Source organism: Paenibacillus sp. PCH8, from assembly GCF_002968835.1.
Lineage (GTDB): Bacteria > Bacillota > Bacilli > Paenibacillales > Paenibacillaceae > Paenibacillus.
Genome location: NZ_PKQK01000001.1, coordinates 742,866 through 760,640 on the forward strand (window position 1 = coordinate 742,866; position 17,775 = coordinate 760,640).

Consider the following 17,775-nt stretch of genomic DNA (forward strand, 5'->3'; position numbering starts at 1 on the left):
CTATTTAGCTCTCTACTATGTACATCGCCGTTCCGCTCTCTAGTGGGACGTTTCTGCTATGCCCTTTCTTCTAGGGCCATTGCTGCCGTCCTTCCTGTACTTCCTGCAAAATATGTTTCATCACCGGTACATATACTTTCCAATAGAACATGTCAGGAATATCTTTCTGATTCGGTGTAAGCTTGGCCCGAACGATGTCCCATCCCTGAATTCGGCGCCAGAAGGAATACTGCTTCATCTCCCCGAATGATCCTGCCATATAATATGATTGATTATCGTCGTCGTACCTTACAAGTGCAGCGAATTCGCTGGGTATCCCTGCGTTCACCAACTTCTGCTGACCCGTCTCTGTCAGATCCGTTTTACACCAGGCTAGTGTAGTGGAACTCTTAGGTTCCGGCACGATGATATCGAACCAGCCATTATAATAAATATCCTGGCTTATGCCGCTCCAATCCCTGCCTTGCTGTGTGAATTCAAGCTGCACATTCTCTGTCTTTACATCTGTACCCTTTTCCAGCACCATGACCTGTCCATCCACTTGGACCAGCAGAATGCCCGCTCCGTGATAAGACCACGCCTTCTTCTCCCGTTGCTCATAGTTCGCCCGAATCCAACGGGGTACTTCTTTCAGACTTTGCAGGTCGGATACCGATTTTCCTTGCCATCCACTGCTGTTCACTCCCAAAATGGGGTACAACTGCTCCCTTGTCATTGGAGAGGCGGTATTTGCCAACGCGCTGTATTCAGCGACAATCGTTACACCTTTATAAGCAGCTTCGCGAATTTTCTGCACATCATATGTCGTTATTCCTTCATATATTCCGTCTTGTCTCCGCTCATCCTTGATTTCAGACAGACTGCTTCGATTCGCCGTCAGATAGATCAGGTCCGTGTCCGTCACCTCATCGGGCAACAATCGCTTCACCCGGGGAACCCCTTCAAGAATATCAAAGCCATAATAATCCTCTTCATACGAGTAGTGTTCCCCTGTGTGCTGCACAATCTTCTGTTGATTCAGAAGCCATACCAATCCCTTGTGTCCCTGATAGGACAGATCCGGTCTGCTCTTATCGATAATCATGATGTTAAGCGGGACCGGAGCCTGTGATTGCCACATGATCCACGGAACAACCAGTACCACGGATACCATTGTTAAACTAGCCAGTGTCCATAGTGTGGCTGGCCTGTGATTGTTTTTCATTAAACACTTTCCCCTTTGCGTGATTTCCCCTTAATCGAATAAACGGCCTCACAACGGGCACAATAATACAAATTTTTCAAATACAGCCTGTGAATACATATCCGGTATATGATACACTAAGCTTTCTATCGGCTTTCTGCGTTTGTGATATAATAGGAACTGAAAAATCCGGCTAATCATATTAAGTTCCGAATTTAAGGATTACATATTATTCCAGAAAGAGGGAGTTCTACGTGCCTAACATCAGTCCGTACTACCTGCAAATCGGGGCAACCGTTGGCATGCTTGTCATGGCCCTGCTTGCTATTTTTATCCGTATGAAAGCCAGTCACAGGCCGGTGACCATTCGCAAAATCCTTATTCCGCCACTCGGCATGAGTACAGGCTTTTTCATGTTTGTTGTACCGGAGACTCATGTTCCTCTACTCTGGGCATTCATTGCGTTTCTGGTGGGATGGTTCCTTTTCTCGTATCCCCTTATTCGCAGTACCAAGTTTGAACGAGTAGGTGAAGAGATCTTCGCCACGCGTTCCCGCAGTTTTGCGTTCATTTTGCTCGGATTGCTGGCTGTACGTCTTATTCTGCATGAAGTCATCCAGCGATATGTAAGTATTCCGCAGACAGGCGGATTATTTTTCCTGCTCGCTTTCGGCATGATTGTACGCTGGCGTGTATATATGTACAAACATTACAAAGAGGTGCTGGTTGCTGAAAACTAGCTGTATCCCCATTTACACACCAAAAGACACGCTCTGTCACACCATCGGTGTACAGAACGTGTCTTTTTTGGGGTTTATGTTCTGTCTGGTGAATATCCTTGCTTGTGAATCATTCTATCTGGTGAGTATTTTATTATGCGATGCGAATACCCTATCCTTTAACTATTCAATATCTATTCAGGATCTGCAACCTTCACCAGCTGCTTGCCCAGATTATCGCCAGAGAAGAGGCCCATAAATGCTTCTGGAGTCTGTTCAAATCCGTCCACAATGTTCTCTTCATATTGGATATGACCTTCCTTAATCCATTTTGCCAATTTGGCGCGGCCTTCCTTGAAGGATTTCGTGTAGTCGCCCAGCAGAAATCCTTTCATCAATGCTGTGTTTGTTAAAAGCAGCGTCTGTGGACGCATTCCGATATCCGGCTTCTCCAGATTATAGGACGAGATCTGACCGCATAATGGAATACGCGCATTCCGATTAATATGTCGCAAGACGGCATCCGAGATGTCACCGCCCACATTGTCGAAATAAACGTCGACGCCATCCGGGCAGGCCCGTTCAATGGCAGCTGACATATCCTGTTCCTTCTTATAGTTCAACACTACATCGAAGCCCAGTTTTTCTTTCAGATAAGCGCATTTATCATCAGAGCCTGCAATGCCGACCACGCGTGCCCCCACAATTTTGCCAATCTGACCTGCAATCATGCCGACCGCACCGGCTGCTCCCGACACAACCACCGTTTCGCCATCTTTGGGTTTACCGATATCTTCCATACCAAAATAAGCCGTCAAACCCGTCAAGCCTAACGCACCCAGATAAGCCGTAATGGGTGCCTCCTCCGTATCAACCAGAGAAAGATCGGTCGTGTTTACCGCTGCATATTGCTGCCAGCCCCACATACCAGATACGAGATCTCCTTTGCGCAGATTGGGTTCCGAAGATTCCACAACCTGCCCTATCGTTCCACCCTTGATCACTTCGTTCAACGCATAAGGGGCAGCATAGGATTTCGTATCTTTCATGCGACCTCGCATGTATGGATCTACCGACAAATATAATGTACGTACCAGGACTTGCCCAGCTTCCGGTTCCGGGAGCGGTGCATCAACGAATCTGAAATTCTCTCTGGTTGGGGCACCTTCGGGACGAGACGCAAGTACGATCTGTTTATTTACAGACACCAAAATTACCTCCTTGTTGCCAAGTGGACGCAAGGTTAACCCTTGTCAGCTAAGATCACTTCCCACTGGCTCTGTGTTATCACTTCTTATTAGTTTAAACCGAAACAGGCGGATCACAAACGTGGGCCGCCTTTAAATATGCAAATATCGTCACATTGTAGCCGCTCTTGGCTAGGATTGAGCCGTCAAAATCACAGGGCCATCCGCTGTGATGGCAATGGTATGTTCATACTGGGCAGACAGACTTCCATCCTGCGTACGCGCAGTCCATCCATCTGAATCCAGCTTGCTGCGATACGTACCAATGTTCAGCATCGGTTCAATTGTAATAACCATGCCTTCCTTCAGACGTGGACCCCGATGTGGTGGACCATAGTGAGGGACTTGTGGTTCCTCATGCATTTTCTCACCAATGCCGTGTCCAATAAACTCACGCACGACGGACAGGCCTTCGCCTTCTGCATACACTTGAATGGCATGGGAGATATCACCGATCCGGTTGCCAATTACGGCAAGTTCAATGCCTTTGTACAGGGAGGTTTTGGTTACATCCAGCAGACGTTGTGCTTCCGGTGTCACTTCACCTACGGCATAAGACCAGGCTGAATCGGCCAACCAACCATTCAGATTAACCACCATGTCGATTGTAACGATATCACCGTCCTGGAGTGCATATTTCCCCGGGAACCCGTGACAGATCACATCATTAACCGACGCACATGTCGCATATTGGTAGCCGTTGTACCCCTTTTGTTCCGGCGTAGCGCCATTTTTCTTCATAAAAGCTTCTGCAAACTGGTCGATCTCCTGTGTCGTGATGCCTGGACGAATCATTTTCGCAATTTCTTTATGGCAAGCGGCGAGAATTTCCCCGGCTTTGTTCATATATTCAATCTGTTCTTTGGTTTTCAACGTAATCATGACAACTACTCCTTGTCCGTTAAGATCTGATCCTGTCCTCTATTGTAACGCGAAACGCTCCAAATAAAAAATTCCGTGTAAACATCAACATCCTATTATACGCCAAGCGCCTGTCCAATGAATATACTTTTCCTCAAAAAACTCGAAACCCCTCTATATCAGACCACGTATATGCTTAAAACCATTGAATTCGAAAGGGTGAAAGCTCATGTTCAAAAAGATAATTGGCAAACTTCTCGATTCGAAATCTTCATCTCACCGCAAACGTCAAAGCTCCTCAGACAGGCGCTCGTATAAACGCCACAGCAGTTCCTCGGGCAAGCGTTCCTATCGACGTCATTCCTCTTCGGATGTGAAATACAGAGATAGCCGCAGTGGCTCCGGTTATTACAAAAGCAGAAAATACAGCTCCAGCTAAGCTGCTGTCACTACTGCTTTTAAGGCAGTAATGATCGTACACGTTCATAGGACGCTACAATTAATGATTACGTAACAAAGGGGTGTTCTTCAGCCGTACACACGGCCAGCAGAACACCCCTTTGTTGTTTCTTTAGTATTAGATAGGAAAAAGACCCCTGTATACATCCCCCAAGAGGTCATTGGATAGTAATAATGATCTATCTACGTGCTCCATTATCGAGCCCGTATAGCATGTATTTATTCCATGATTAGCAGTACACGGTCCATTTCAGCCTGTAACTGCCTTGCGCCTCCCTCATAGCGTGGACGAAGTCCAAGCAGTCGCTCCAGCATCTGGTGCAGTTCCGGCATAAGTTGAAGTTCCTCCTGCCAACTGGCTGGTTCGCGGCCCTTCTCTGGCTCATAAGCCGAATACAGCATAAAGAGTAGAAAGTGACCCATGTCCTGCAAATCCTGATCAGGTATAGCCGGTTCATCTTCTGGCTCAGGTACTTCTCGCATTCGGCGTTTCAGCTCCGGCAACAACGGCTCCCCCAAGCGTCTCGCCAGGCCAAAATCAATCAGATGCACCGTTCCCTCACGTAATATCACATTCGGAATCCGTATATCTCCATGAATATACCCCTGCTCATGCACATGAGCCACAGGTGCCAGCAGTTGACCAGCAAGTTCCAGACATTCTCGCTCCGTATATCGAAGACCCTGCTCAAATATGCAGTCTTCCAGCGTCTGACCGCGAATATACTCGGTTACAATATAATTCCGTCTCCCGGATGTGAACACGTCTAACAGATCCGGAATCGCCGGATGATGCAGACGTTTCATAACGTCGGCTTCCCGATCCAACAGGCGCGCAGAGAGTCTCCCCTTGCTGGGCTTGGACTCCTTCAACGCCACTTCCTTGCCAGTCTGATCGTCTATACAAAGGTATGTTAGTCCATAGCTTCCCATACCCAGCAATTCTTGTATTGTGTATCGCTCCCCAATGGTCGTCCCCTCCCGCTGAGGACGATCCGTCCATAGTCCAAGCCATCGTTGCCAACTTCGTCGCAGCTCCACAGATCCTCCCACGCCAGCTTCCCGATCTCATTCCCAGCATGTATCACTGAGTAACCCGTTGCCAGTCTTCATGTTGTATGAAGTCATTATATCAGGCTAATGCTGCAAAATCACGATGAGTTCCGGCCTGTAGCTCAGGCTTCCTTGTGCTTCTTGGGCAGCAGCCCGAATAACATGCGCAGCGCCGTTCCCTTCGGTTTGCGTTTCCTGCCCTGGAAGCTGCGCAGATTGGTCACAAGTTCACGGTCCCGCTCCTCTTCCAGCTTCTCATTCATCCACAGACGCTGTTTCTCCATCTGTTCCTCAAGCGCCATATGAGTCTCGGCCAGGTGTCGCAGTGTCAGCTCCAGTTCATCGACCCGCTGTTGCAGCAGTTGTACCCGATCGTCCTGTTGTTGTTCCACAGCACCATAAGTCACCTCACTCACCAGTTGCCCCAGACCCTCATAGGATCTCAGGTTACCCGATGGTTCATATCCCTCCGGGTATACCGCTGGCATAACTGTTGCTGCACATTCCGGTTCTGAGAATCCTTCAATTCTCACCATAAGCTCATCTACCACGAGTAAATCCGGAGCTAATACAGTAACCACAGCATCGGCCAGCGGCAGATTATGCTCTCTAAGTTCGGTCATCAAGCGTTCAATGCACTCAATATCGTCTGATTTGAACAGTCTGGACTTGTTGGCGGAACGTTCGAACCGGTATCCCTGCTCTTCCAGTGCCGCCGCATATTTACGAAGAGTACTGGCACCTATGCCCAGGCTCTTGGCCGTTTCCGTCGTTGCTCCTGCTTCTTCAATCATCATTAATTCCCTCCCGGAATGAAGTCTTTTTGCTTACAACATCATGGCTTCAGCGTTCCTTTCTGGAACCGTCATCGGATCGGGTCAACCTGTCTCATGGATCAAGTGTGCTCATCATTTGCTTGTTCGTATGTATTCGTCAGCTTCTCGGCTGATCCCTTTGGCGTTTTAGTTCTGTTTCTGTGGATTCCTAAGAACTTTTGTCAGCTACGTTATTCGCACAAATCACCCTTGATCCGACATCAAGCACTAATGCTGTCATGTCGAAATATAAAGGTGCAAATGCCGTCAAATGTGTGGATGACACCATATTCATGTCAATATTGTTAACTCCGTTGCTCCAATACGCTCCCGCGACAGAGGATATCATTGCTGCATAGCTTTTCCATGTGTTATCTTATGTAACGTAGAAGTACATTTCAGCATATAATAAAGGACTATACTTAACATAGGACTCGTAAAATGGATAAATCAAATATAAATGGGGGCTGAACGGCAGTGTTAGGCAAATCAGGTAAAGTAGCGGTGATCGGGGCGGGTCTTGTCGGTTCAAGTTGTGCGTATTCCATGATTAATCAATCCATATGCAGGGAAATTATGATGGTGGATCGGACGTATGACCGCGCTGTCGCACAGGCACTGGATTTCTCCCATTGCATGGACTTCACACATAACCGTACCAAAGTGTATGCAGGCACATATGCCGATTGTGGCAACATGGATGTGATTATCTTAACTGCCGGGGCGAATCCCAAACCAGGACAGACACGGCTGGATATTCTGGAGGAAGCAGAGTCGATTGCCAAAGACATCGTGGTTCCTATCATGAATAGCGGATTTCAGGGGATTTTTGTCGTCGCCGCCAACCCGGTTGACATAGTAACTTATATGGTATGGAAATTATCTGGCCTTCCGCGCGAACGCGTCATCGGTACAGGAACTTCCATTGACTCTTCACGTCTCAAAACGCTGCTGTCTGAAGTCTTCTCCATTGATCCACGCAGTGTGCATGGCTATGCTCTCGGGGAGCATGGCGAATCCCAGTTCGTGGCCTGGTCGCATGTTACCATCGGTGGCAAACCGATTATGCACATTATGGATCAGCACAAGGAGCGTTTCAAACATCTGGATTTGGACGATATTGCACGCAAAACGAAAGATGCCGGTTGGGAGATCTTCACCCGTAAAGGCTCTACCCAGTTCGGAATCGGCAATGCCCTAGCGCACATTACCCGTTCCATCCTGAATGATGAACACAAGATCATCGCCGTATCCGCTATTCTCGATGGTGAATACGGACAGAGCAACGTCTGTGTCGGTGTTCCCGCCATCATCGGTGGGGATGGCGTTCAGGAGGTTATCGAATTGAATCTGGATGCCTCTGAACGCGAGAAGTTTGAGCGTTCCTGTGCAGTATTATCGGGAAATATCAATCGTCTGACACTGGCATAAATCATATATGTTCAGATCATATATAAGCTTCAGCTGCTTCGCCCTGTCAGCCCAAATACGCCAATAACCTCATAGAGATGAGTGTTATTGGCGTATTCAGGTTCATCTTCTTGCAGTCCTTCTCTTATCTTGCAGTTCGTATCCAAGTTCATGTTCAATTAGGCGCAAGCCGAGGTTCGTCCGTTGGTCCCCACTGCTGTAACACCCGCTTCAACTCACTCAGCATGACCGGTTTGCTAATAAAGTCACGCATACCAATCTCCAGACAAGCTTCCTTGTCCTCACGCTTGGCATTGCCTGTCACGGCAATGATGGGAGGTATGCGATCCTGTGGAATTAGTCGGTGTAAAAGGTCCGTTGCCTTCAGTCCATCCATCACAGGCATATGAATGTCCATCAGGACAATATCATATGTATTCTGAGAGATGGCATCAATAGCCTCCACACCATTGGTACACACATCCGCCTGGTATCCGAGCTTCTCCAGATACTCTCGCAGAATCTTCCGGTTTACCGGGTGATCCTCAGCGACCAGAATGCGCATAGCGACCTTGTCGCTTTGGCGTGTACGATCATGATGGAACTGACTTGCTGTCTGTTCTGCAGAAGCATCTACACTCGTCGCAGGAACAGCGAACCGGAAGGTCGAACCTTCTCCTTCCACACTCTCGACACTAATACTGCCTCCCATAATCTCCACGAGTCGCTTGGAGATCACCAGTCCGAGGCCTGTGCCTCCATACTTGCGGTTAATCACCGGATGCAGCTGTGAGAAGGACTGGAACAACTGATCCAGCTTGTCAGCCGGGATACCGATTCCCGTATCTTGCACGGCAAAATCAAGCACACTGTCTTCAGGCTTCCTGCCCTTGATGATATCCACGTTCACTTCAATACTTCCTTGTTCGGTGAACTTGAGCGCATTACCCACGAGGTTAACCAGAATCTGCCGGATCCGCATGGAGTCACCCACCATGAACTCAGGGATGCTTGGATTGAGACGATACCTGATCTCCAGATGTTTCTCATCTGCACGCGGTTCAAACAGTTCTGCAACCTGTTCCAGCATCTTGCGTAATGCAAATGGTTCATAAGCAAGTGCCATTTTCCCGGATTCCAGCTTACTGAAATCCAAAATGTCATTTAGGATGTTCAACAGAGCATCCCCGCTGTCCTGAATAATCTCGGCATATTCGCGCTGTTCTTCGGATAGATCCGTACCGATCAACAATTCTGTCATTCCCAAGATGCCATTCATCGGCGTGCGAATCTCATGGCTGACCATCGACAGGAACTCTGACTTGGCCTGTGCTGCCAATTCAGCGGTCTCTTTGGCCCATACAATTTCACGTTCGCCGGTCACGTCATTGAACACGACCACCGCGCCTTGAATCTGTCCCTGTTCGATAATGGGCGTCACCTGATATTGCACCAGAAAGCTGCTTCCGTCTTTACGCCAGAATACATCTTCCTTGATGGAACGTCTCTCTCCATCCATAACGGTCATATGAATCGGACACTCTTCTTTTGGGAAATAACTTCCGTTTGCGCGGGAGTGATGGATAATGGTATGAGAGTTTCTGCCAACGAACTCTTTCGCCTCATCACCGAACATCGAAGCTGCTGCAGGATTCATAAACATGGTGATCCCATCCGCATCCAAACCGAATATCCCTTCCGTAACGGTGTTAAGGATCAGCTCATGTTGCTTGCTCAGTTCTTGAATGCGTTCCGTATATTCCTTGCGTTCGGTAATATCGGACACGATTCCATAGACACCGACTACTTCTTTATCCACAATAATGGGCACATTCGTAACCGATACATCGATCTTGCGGCCACTTGAATTGACGATTCGGGTCTCATAGTATTGCGGTTCGCCTTGCTTCACCCGTTCAAAGTTGGTTTCGCCGCGTTGAACCTCACATGTATCCAAATTGGATAAAAAGGATTTGCCAATAAGCTGATTACGCGGAACATCCAACATTTGCATCAAATTGCTGTTTACTGCACTATATCTGCCTTGCAGATCCAACGAATACACAGCTGCAGGGTTATGTTCAAACAGCGATCTGTATCGCTGACGACTTTCCCTGAGACGTCTGTCCGCATCTTTATGCTGGGTAATATCCCTGCTAATGCTTACAATCTGAGTGCTTTTGCCTTGCTCTCCAGCCACAGGCTTCGCCAATGTCTCCATCCAGATGTAGTGTCCTTTTTTGTGTAAAACTCGCATCGTGCAACCATTACCCATCTTGGAAACTTCCAAAGGGTCGGGATAGTCCCCGGGAAGCAATAATCCTTGAAGGACTTTCCTGTAACTTCCTCTGGCTTATAACCCAGCAAGGTGTACACGGAAGGTGAGACGTATAACAACTCACCATCGGTGGTACAAGTTGTAATCAGATCCTGCGCAGGCTCGGCCAACACCTGATATTTCTCCTGTGCCTCCTGAAGCTCACGCTCCACTTCCACGATATTGGTGACATCCTTGGCGATACCGTAGATTCCTACGACTTCTTCGCCACATGTAATGGGTATATAGGTAACCTGTGCATGTTTAATCGAACCATCTTTATGATAGAAGGCCATCGATTCACTGACTGAATGTCCAGCCAGTACCTCTCCGATGAACTTTCGTCGCAAATTTTCACTTTCAGGCGGGCTGATGCGATCCCGGCTTAATCCAACAAGATCCTCAATGGTATATCCGGATAGTCGCTCAAAGGCGGGATTCGCATCCATATGGTTCCCCTCAATGTCCATGACATAGATGGCATCCGGGTGATTAAAAAACAACGATTGGTAAGAACTACCCTCCAAAATAATGCGCTTTAGGGTTTCCGTTTTATTAACATCCAAGGCTTACCCCTCTTTTCTCAGCCAGTATCTTCATCTAACATTAGGAATGAATTACTCCCGATCAAAACAGGCTTACACTCGAATAACCATGTCAGCCCGCCTAGAAACAGCTTTTTTTATTTTACCAAATTCCAGTCTACGTTCGCTTGCAAACTCTAATTAAATTCACATGATGTGTAATGAAATAATTGGAATTGAACTATTGTTTCTCATTGTACGACTGTGGAGAGAACGGATGAATCATGTCAACGGATTGACTCACTGAATGATGGGAGCCAGACCGCCAAACGAATTATCATTCGGGAACTCACCATACACGATGGCTGGGTCAGACATTAGAGAAAATCCTCCTGAAGCTTACATACAATGGAGCTTTGCATGTTTTGCTTGAGAAGGATTTTGTTTGTAGGGTCTAACTCTTCATATCATGGTGTCATTCGTTTAACTTATATTTCTTTGTTCCTGAAATAGAGAATACCAATCAGAATAAAAAGCACCGCACTTCCGCCCACAACGATCATCATCGTACTCAGCGGCACGTCGAACGCTCCAAAACCATCCCCTTGAACGGGTGTCATTAGAATGCTCGGCTGAGCCCAAGGATAGTAGGGACCGAATGTAGCCGAGTTCACGATGAGGATATTCGGTACGGTCAGTGCAAAATTTAAGGCCAGCGGTGCAGCAAAGCTGCTCCACACCAGTGAAACAAACATCTGTAGGGCAGCCAGCGGTACACAGGCACAGAGCCCAAGCAACAGTTTACTTGCCAGAAACCCCCAAGGTACAGGCTCGGTGATGCCATGAATCATTCCCGCGAGTAGAATACACCCCAGCAACAAAAACTGCATTCCCGTCAGGAGTAACAATACGATGGTCAGTTTACCTGTATACACGCCTGTACGTGTAAGCGGTAATACCAGCATCTGTTTCCACCCTCCACCTGCATGCTCAAAGCGGCAGATTAAGGAGGTAAATACTCCGGTCAGTATCGGCAGTAACAATATACCATGCAGGGAGACCATCGCCGACATTAAGACATGCCAATTCCCGGAAGGAGTGGACAACAGCCCAATCAGCAGTGCGATGAATGGACTCACGAGGATCAGGAGCCAGACTGGAGATTTGGCCATTTTCAGCCGTTCAGCGGACAAGATACGGAAATACGTTGACGTGAAGTTCATATCAAGCCACATCCTTCCGGCTAAAGTGCACCATACCCAGTAACAGGATCAAGAGTCCAAGACCTGCCCCCATGCCTGCATACAGGTATGGATTGGGTCCAAACCAGGCCATCTGCGCCCATGCAAGTGGAAAGCTCGGTGAGATACTGAGTGCGAACATACCCGTTATCGCGAGAACAATGCCAAGCGTGACGGGCAGTGCTTGATTCTTGTTGACCATCGTAAGCCATAATTCCAGCGACAACACTGGAAGTGCCCCAGCCAGAGGCAGCAGACCCAGCTTCATGGCATGTGTCCAAGGTATCTCGCTGGCATTGAATCCGAGTACGAGACCGAGGACCACAATCCCCACAGTTAGCAGCAGACAGGAAATGACAAGTAGCAGACAGGACAGCAGGAACTTCGCCAGATATACAGCTGACCTCGGAATCGGCATCGCCAATAGCTGCTTCCATGCTCCCTGTTCATGCTCGACATTCGCGATCATGGAGCAGAGAATGGTTGCCCCCAGCATCAGCGCCAGCGGTACAAAAACAACGACGTTGCCCAGCAGGCTTCCCCATAGATCACTCGCGTACTGCTCTTTCAGATAATCCAGTCTCAATCCATAATTGAGTGCCTGCATGGCTACCAATCCCAGAGGGGCCAGGAAGACGAGAAACCAGATTCCCTTCCCCCGAATCTTGAGCCAGTCTGAGGATAAAGCACGTCCCGTCATACGGATGCCCCCTCGCCGATGACCCGCATGAACAGATCTTCCAGAGATTGACGCTGTTCCTCCACACGATACACATCATGATCCTGCTCAATCAATCGGCGCACGAGCAGTGCAACAGAGCTATTATCCATGTAAGGGAACGTTAACGCAGAACCTTGCCGCTGACCGAATTGTCCCTGCTCTCTAGCCAGCTTCATGGCCTCTTCCGGCTCGGAAACCGTTAACCGGATGGAGCTGCCTGTCCGACTGTGCAGACTCGCAATGGTATCCTGAAGCACCATCTTGCCTTCACGGATAATACCAACACGGCTTGCCATCTGTTCGACTTCACTCAGTAAGTGGCTGGAAACCAGAACGGTGATGCCATGTTCCAAAGGCATGCGCTTGATCAATTCCCGAATCTCCTGAATACCCGCTGGGTCTAATCCATTCGTCGGCTCGTCCAGAATCAGCAACTCCGGTTCACCCAGCAAAGCGCTGGCAATACCCAGACGCTGCTTCATGCCAAGGGAATACCCCTTCACCGAACGTTTGGCATCCTTCGTCAGATCTACTACGGATAGCACTTCAGCAATTCTCGATTTCGGTACATTAATAATTCGGCGCAGTGTTTCCAGATTCTCCACTGCATTTAGATGTCCGTAATAGGACGGATATTCAACCAGAGAACCTACACGACGCAGAATATCCATGCGATCCTTCCGAATATCCTTATCGAATATGCGGATCACGCCTTTGGTGGGCTTGATTAAACCGAGAAGCATGCGGATCGTTGTTGTTTTGCCGGCACCATTCGGACCGAGGAAGCCATAGATATCTCCCTTTTTAATATGCAGATCAAGTTCACGGACCGCTGCACGGTCCCTGTATGTTTTCCATAAATTCGCTGTTTGAATAATATTCTCACTCACTGTGATCACCTCAGAACGATCATAACCTTCTCAGGTTAAAGCCAAGGTAGTCTCCAGTTTAAGTTTAGTTTAAAAAAAGCTATTTCAGCGGTTTGTTGCTTCCCTTACCACTGTAGATATATGTGCGGACACCCGCATCGGAACTGTCTACCCGCTTGCGCAGTCCCATCTCATGAATCAACAGATCTACAATGGATAAGCCGAGACCTGTTCCTTTCGTGTCCGCATCCTGTTGCATCCCCGGACCCCGATCTTGAATAACGATGGCCGTCTCACCCTGAATTTCCCTGGTCGATATGCCAATATACTTCCCGCTCGCAGCATGGCGAATGACATTCTGGAACAGATTATCGAGAACACGACGCATGCCCTGCTCATCCATCAGCCAGATCAGCGAATCCTCCGGCAGGTCAATATCAATCTCGAACTGCTCCTTCTCCCAGATGGGGTACCAGGATGCTGCTGTTTCCCTGACGATCCGTAACATGTCTTTCTCTTCCTGTTTCAGTGTATATTTCCCGCTCGTAAGCAAATTATAGGATAACATGTTGTCAATGAGCCCCCGAGATCCTCCATCTTCGCTTCCATGCGATGTAATGAACGGACGCCTTGCTCACTGAGTGCTTCTTTGTTCAGTGCATGCATATGTCCACGAATGACAGTCAACGGGGTGCGAAGATCGTGAGAGAGTCCAGCAATGAGGCGTTTGCGGAACTGTTCTTCTTCACGTTCACGGTCGCGGCTGTCGGACAGTTGATACACCATCTGATTGAAGGATTCCTCCAGCTGACCGATCTCATCCGACCGGCGGATGTCCACCGGAAGCGGAATACCTTCGTTGCCTGTCGTTATCATTGCCGTCTGCAAACGAATAAGCCGCTTGCGAATACGTGCAAAGAAGAGAATCGACATGATGATGAAGATCAGGAAGATGATGATCATGACTATACCAAGATACAAAAGTTCCAGCGGCCAGTTATTTTGTGTCTTTTGCAGAAGCGATCGCGGCACTTCCATAACCATGAAACCTTGTCCCTTGTCCGCTTCATCCCCACCCACAAAGGCAACAACCGTCAGCGGATCACGATAGGAAGCTTCTTTCATGAACTGTACAGTATTGTTCGCATTCCACCTTACTGGAATTCGGGTCTCTACCATTTTCCCTGAATCCAGTGTCTGCTTCAATGTCGTGGCTGTCGTACCATCCGATGATGCTGACTTGGATAACGCTACTTCTTCTCCGCCAAGAATAAAGACCGTTTCACCGCTCGCATTCACATGATACATGGATGATTTGGGATATCTGGCATGGAACTGTTTCAATTGCGTACTAACCTTCTCATCCGAAGCTCCAGCCAGTTTCTCTGCCTCACTGGACCACAGATTACTGATCCGGGTAACGTCACCATAAGGTGCAGCCTGATTGGACTTCGTGTTATTCACCACAACAATATAGATTACGGATATGATCGGAAGCACGACAGGTACAAATAATACCGCTGCCAGGATTAGTATGATATACCTGGACATCAAGGAACGCCCAAAGCGAAGTTTCCGTTGCCCTGATTGCTTCTGCCCCATAATTCATTCTCCCTTCATCTTCTTTCGGTCTCTTAACCGCCGAATCATGGTTTCTTCACACGATATCCCACACCTCGGACCGTCTGAATCACGGCTGGATTTGCCGGATCAAGCTCCAGCTTCTCACGCAAATGTCGAATATGTACCATTAATGTCTTGTCCCCATCCAGATAAGGCTCGTTCCAGACTGCTTCATAGATCTGCTCTTTGGTTCGGATCATGCCCATATGTCTAAGCAGGTAGGCGAAGATGTGGAACTGTTTTCCCGACAAAATAATTTCTTCTCCCGTCCCTTCATGGACGATTCGGTGATCTTTCTCATAGATTAAGAGATGATCCAGCTTCAGGGCAGTATCGGATGAGACTGCAGTTCCTGCCTTTCGCAACTGGACTTCGATCCGGGCCGCCAGTTCATCCGGGTGAAACGGCTTGGTCACATAATCATCGGCAAAATCTAACCCATGCAGCTTGTCGTCAATGGACGTTCTGGCCGAAAGCATAACAATTGGAACAGCAGGGTGTTCCTTTTTGAGTCGCTGTCCGACTGTGAATCCATCCAGCCCTGGCAGCATGACATCCAGAATAATTAGCGAGCAACCGACAGCAGCCTCAGCTGCGCCTTCACCGCTACCGAGCCATACTACCTCATATCCACGTTCCTCCAGATCGGCTCTGACCCAAGTCGCAATTTCGGTATCGTCTTCAATGTATAACAATTTGGTTTTCATACACGTATTCGTTTCCTTTCTGCACCCTTTGGGTTAATTATATATCTGAACAGAAGGTTGCTTCTGAACGAAGTTATGTCGTTATTCCGTTACCCTCTACTGTCCCTGTTTATGTATATCTTAAACATTCACTTCAATAATGTCATGCCTGCCAGTCCACAATGTTACAACGTACATACTATCTGTATCATGACGGGAGGAACTTCACAATGCTGCTGGAAGCCATCTATCATCAACCGAAACGGAACTGGGCCTATGCCTATGATCAGGATACCATCTGTCTGCGCCTGCGTGCCAAGAAGAACGATCTGACCGAGGTACACGCCCTGACCGGGGACAAGTACGCATGGGATGAAACCAAGGGCATGATTCCCTTAACCAAGTTCACATCGGACTCCATGTTCGATTATTTCGAAGGCGAAGTTAAGCCTCCCTACCACCGGTTGAAATACTCCTTTTTGCTCCAAAGTGGCGATGAACAGATCTGGATGACCGAGACGGACTTCCTGGAAAAAGAACCGGATGATCCGGGTCGCATGTTCCAGTTCCCCTATATTCATGCCGGAGCCGTGTTTACGCCGCCTGCATGGGTGAAGGATGCGGTCTTCTATCAGATTTTCCCTGAACGATTTGCCAATGGCAACCCGGAACTCAATCCGGCAAATGTAGAACCTTGGGGCGGCGAGCCGACACCATTCAATTTCTTTGGCGGTGACCTACAGGGCGTGATCGACCATCTGGATTACCTCAGCGAGCTGGGCATTAATGCGATCTACTTCACACCCATCTTCGAGGCAGTCACCAACCATAAATATGATACGGAAGACTATCTCCGGGTAGATCGCCACTTTGGCGATGCAGATACCGTCAAACGGCTGGTTGAGCTGTGCCATGCGCGCGGAATACGCGTCCTGCTGGATGCCGTGTTCAATCATTCCGGGAAGACCTTTGCACCGTTTGTCGATGTACAGAAGTACGGAGCAGAATCCAAATACAAGGACTGGTTCCATGTACACGAATTCCCGCTGGACGTGAAGGACGGAATTCCAACCTATGAGACATTTGGATTTGAAGCTCATATGCCCAAGCTGAATACGGAGCATCCGGAGGTTAAGGCATATCTGCTGGAAGTGGCCGAGTACTGGATCAAGGAAGTGGGTACGGACGGATGGCGGCTGGATGTCGCGGATGAAGTAGATGATGCCTTCTGGCGTGACTTCCGTCGTGTAGTCAAAGCGGCTAATCCTGATGCCTATATTCTGGGTGAAGTATGGAATGAGTCCTCCGCCTGGCTGCAAGGTGACCAGTTCGATGCTTCAATGAACTATCCGTTTACCGATGCTGTGAATTCGTTCTTCGTAAAAAACACCATGCACGCCGAACAGTTCGCGAACTCGATCGGCCGACAGTTATCCCGTTATCCGCTGCAAGCCAGCGAAGTAGCGTTCAACCTGTTGGATAGCCACGATACGCCACGACTGCTCACCCTGTGTGAGGGCGATCAGCGCAAGATGAAACTGGCTGCGTTATTCCAATTCAGTTACATGGGCGCTCCGTGCATCTATTACGGCGACGAGATTGGAATGGACGGCGAACATGACCCAGGTTGCCGTAAATGCATGGAATGGGACGAAGCGAAGCAGGATAGGGAGCTATTCGACTTTTATCAGAAACTGATCTCGCTACGTCATGCTCATCCTGCTCTGCGTGCGGAAGGTACCGTTCGTTTCCTGCAAGCCCGTGCCGAAGGCAGCCAACTTGTGTTCGAGCGCCAAGACGATGAGGAACGCATTCTGGTCCTGTTCAACCGATCAGAGGAGACCGCCATTGTTGAGCTGGAAGCAGGTGACGGGCAATGGACAGAACTGTTCGGCGAGAACCATCGTACCGCCAAGGACGATGACGTATTTGCCATTGAATTGCCTGCTTACGGATATGCGGTATTGAGCACAGATGTGAAATAGGGGAAGACGCGATTAACAAGATAGATGTGGTGTCAGGCTCATCCCAGTCTCAGCTCAGTCAT

General features: G+C 48.5%; 17 protein-coding genes. 3 read left to right on the forward strand and 14 right to left on the reverse strand.

What is annotated here, in order from left to right:
- Nucleotides 1-70: 70 nt before the first annotated feature.
- The gene (locus C0Q44_RS03185; RefSeq protein ID WP_105406032.1) at nt 71-1,204 is read right to left on the reverse strand and encodes a hypothetical protein; all 1,134 of its coding nucleotides are present in this window, start codon (nt 1,202-1,204) and stop codon (nt 71-73) included.
- A gap of 233 nt (nt 1,205-1,437) precedes the next feature.
- Between C0Q44_RS03185 and C0Q44_RS03190 the strand changes: the two genes are divergently transcribed.
- A complete protein-coding gene (locus tag C0Q44_RS03190; RefSeq protein WP_181150838.1) occupies nt 1,438-1,923 on the forward strand; it encodes a CcdC family protein in 486 nt (161 codons plus the stop codon).
- Nucleotides 1,924-2,096: 173 nt separating this feature from the next.
- Here C0Q44_RS03190 and C0Q44_RS03195 read toward each other — a convergent pair whose 3' ends face one another.
- From C0Q44_RS03195 to C0Q44_RS03215, 4 genes are all read right to left on the reverse strand, one after another.
- Nucleotides 2,097-3,110: an NADP-dependent oxidoreductase gene (locus C0Q44_RS03195; RefSeq protein ID WP_105406033.1), complete on the reverse strand. Its 1,014-nt coding sequence runs from the start codon at nt 3,108-3,110 to the stop codon at nt 2,097-2,099.
- Nucleotides 3,111-3,281: 171 nt separating this feature from the next.
- Nucleotides 3,282-4,031, reverse strand: a complete 750-nt coding sequence (gene map, locus C0Q44_RS03200) for a type I methionyl aminopeptidase (protein WP_105406034.1) — start codon at nt 4,029-4,031, stop codon at nt 3,282-3,284.
- A gap of 657 nt (nt 4,032-4,688) precedes the next feature.
- A complete protein-coding gene (locus tag C0Q44_RS03210) occupies nt 4,689-5,510 on the reverse strand; it encodes a serine/threonine protein kinase (protein ID WP_105406036.1) in 822 nt (273 codons plus the stop codon).
- Between the two features lie 134 nt (nt 5,511-5,644).
- Nucleotides 5,645-6,319, reverse strand: a complete 675-nt coding sequence (locus C0Q44_RS03215) for a hypothetical protein (protein ID WP_105406037.1) — start codon at nt 6,317-6,319, stop codon at nt 5,645-5,647.
- A 495-nt stretch (nt 6,320-6,814) separates the two neighbouring features.
- Here C0Q44_RS03215 and C0Q44_RS03220 point away from each other — a divergent pair, with 495 nt between their 5' ends.
- Complete coding sequence (locus C0Q44_RS03220; RefSeq protein ID WP_105406038.1) at nt 6,815-7,768, forward strand: L-lactate dehydrogenase; 954 nt, start codon at nt 6,815-6,817, stop codon at nt 7,766-7,768.
- A 29-nt stretch (nt 7,769-7,797) separates the two neighbouring features.
- Here C0Q44_RS03220 and C0Q44_RS30705 read toward each other — a convergent pair whose 3' ends face one another.
- The 9 genes from C0Q44_RS30705 to C0Q44_RS03255 form a co-directional block, all read right to left on the reverse strand.
- Entirely contained in the window at nt 7,798-7,920 is a 123-nt protein-coding gene (locus C0Q44_RS30705; RefSeq protein WP_258166151.1) for a hypothetical protein, read from the reverse strand.
- Nucleotides 7,921-7,922: 2 nt separating this feature from the next.
- A complete protein-coding gene (locus C0Q44_RS03225) occupies nt 7,923-10,004 on the reverse strand; it encodes a PAS domain S-box protein (protein WP_258166152.1) in 2,082 nt (693 codons plus the stop codon).
- Nucleotides 9,911-10,630, reverse strand: a complete 720-nt coding sequence (locus C0Q44_RS30710) for a PAS domain-containing protein (RefSeq protein ID WP_258166153.1) — start codon at nt 10,628-10,630, stop codon at nt 9,911-9,913. Before C0Q44_RS30710 ends, C0Q44_RS03225 begins: the two co-directional genes overlap by 94 nt.
- 446 nt (nt 10,631-11,076) lie before the next feature.
- Nucleotides 11,077-11,811: an ABC transporter permease gene (locus C0Q44_RS03230; protein WP_105406039.1), complete on the reverse strand. Its 735-nt coding sequence runs from the start codon at nt 11,809-11,811 to the stop codon at nt 11,077-11,079.
- Nucleotide 11,812: 1 nt separating this feature from the next.
- Nucleotides 11,813-12,529 (reverse strand): ABC transporter permease, encoded by a 717-nt coding sequence (locus C0Q44_RS03235; RefSeq protein ID WP_105406040.1) that lies wholly within the window; start codon nt 12,527-12,529, stop codon nt 11,813-11,815.
- A complete protein-coding gene (locus C0Q44_RS03240) occupies nt 12,526-13,440 on the reverse strand; it encodes an ABC transporter ATP-binding protein (protein ID WP_105406041.1) in 915 nt (304 codons plus the stop codon). The genes C0Q44_RS03235 and C0Q44_RS03240 overlap by 4 nt, the downstream gene beginning before the upstream one ends.
- A 79-nt stretch (nt 13,441-13,519) precedes the next feature.
- Nucleotides 13,520-13,987: a sensor histidine kinase gene (locus C0Q44_RS03245; RefSeq protein ID WP_105406042.1), complete on the reverse strand. Its 468-nt coding sequence runs from the start codon at nt 13,985-13,987 to the stop codon at nt 13,520-13,522.
- Entirely contained in the window at nt 13,945-15,021 is a 1,077-nt protein-coding gene (locus C0Q44_RS03250; protein WP_105406043.1) for a histidine kinase dimerization/phospho-acceptor domain-containing protein, read from the reverse strand. The genes C0Q44_RS03245 and C0Q44_RS03250 overlap by 43 nt, the downstream gene beginning before the upstream one ends.
- A gap of 44 nt (nt 15,022-15,065) precedes the next feature.
- On the reverse strand, nt 15,066-15,749 hold the full coding sequence (locus tag C0Q44_RS03255) for a response regulator transcription factor (RefSeq protein ID WP_105406044.1): 684 nt from the start codon (nt 15,747-15,749) through the stop codon (nt 15,066-15,068).
- A 209-nt stretch (nt 15,750-15,958) separates the two neighbouring features.
- Here C0Q44_RS03255 and C0Q44_RS03260 point away from each other — a divergent pair, with 209 nt between their 5' ends.
- The gene (locus C0Q44_RS03260; protein ID WP_105406045.1) at nt 15,959-17,713 is read left to right on the forward strand and encodes an alpha-glycosidase; all 1,755 of its coding nucleotides are present in this window, start codon (nt 15,959-15,961) and stop codon (nt 17,711-17,713) included.
- Nucleotides 17,714-17,775 lie beyond the last annotated feature (62 nt).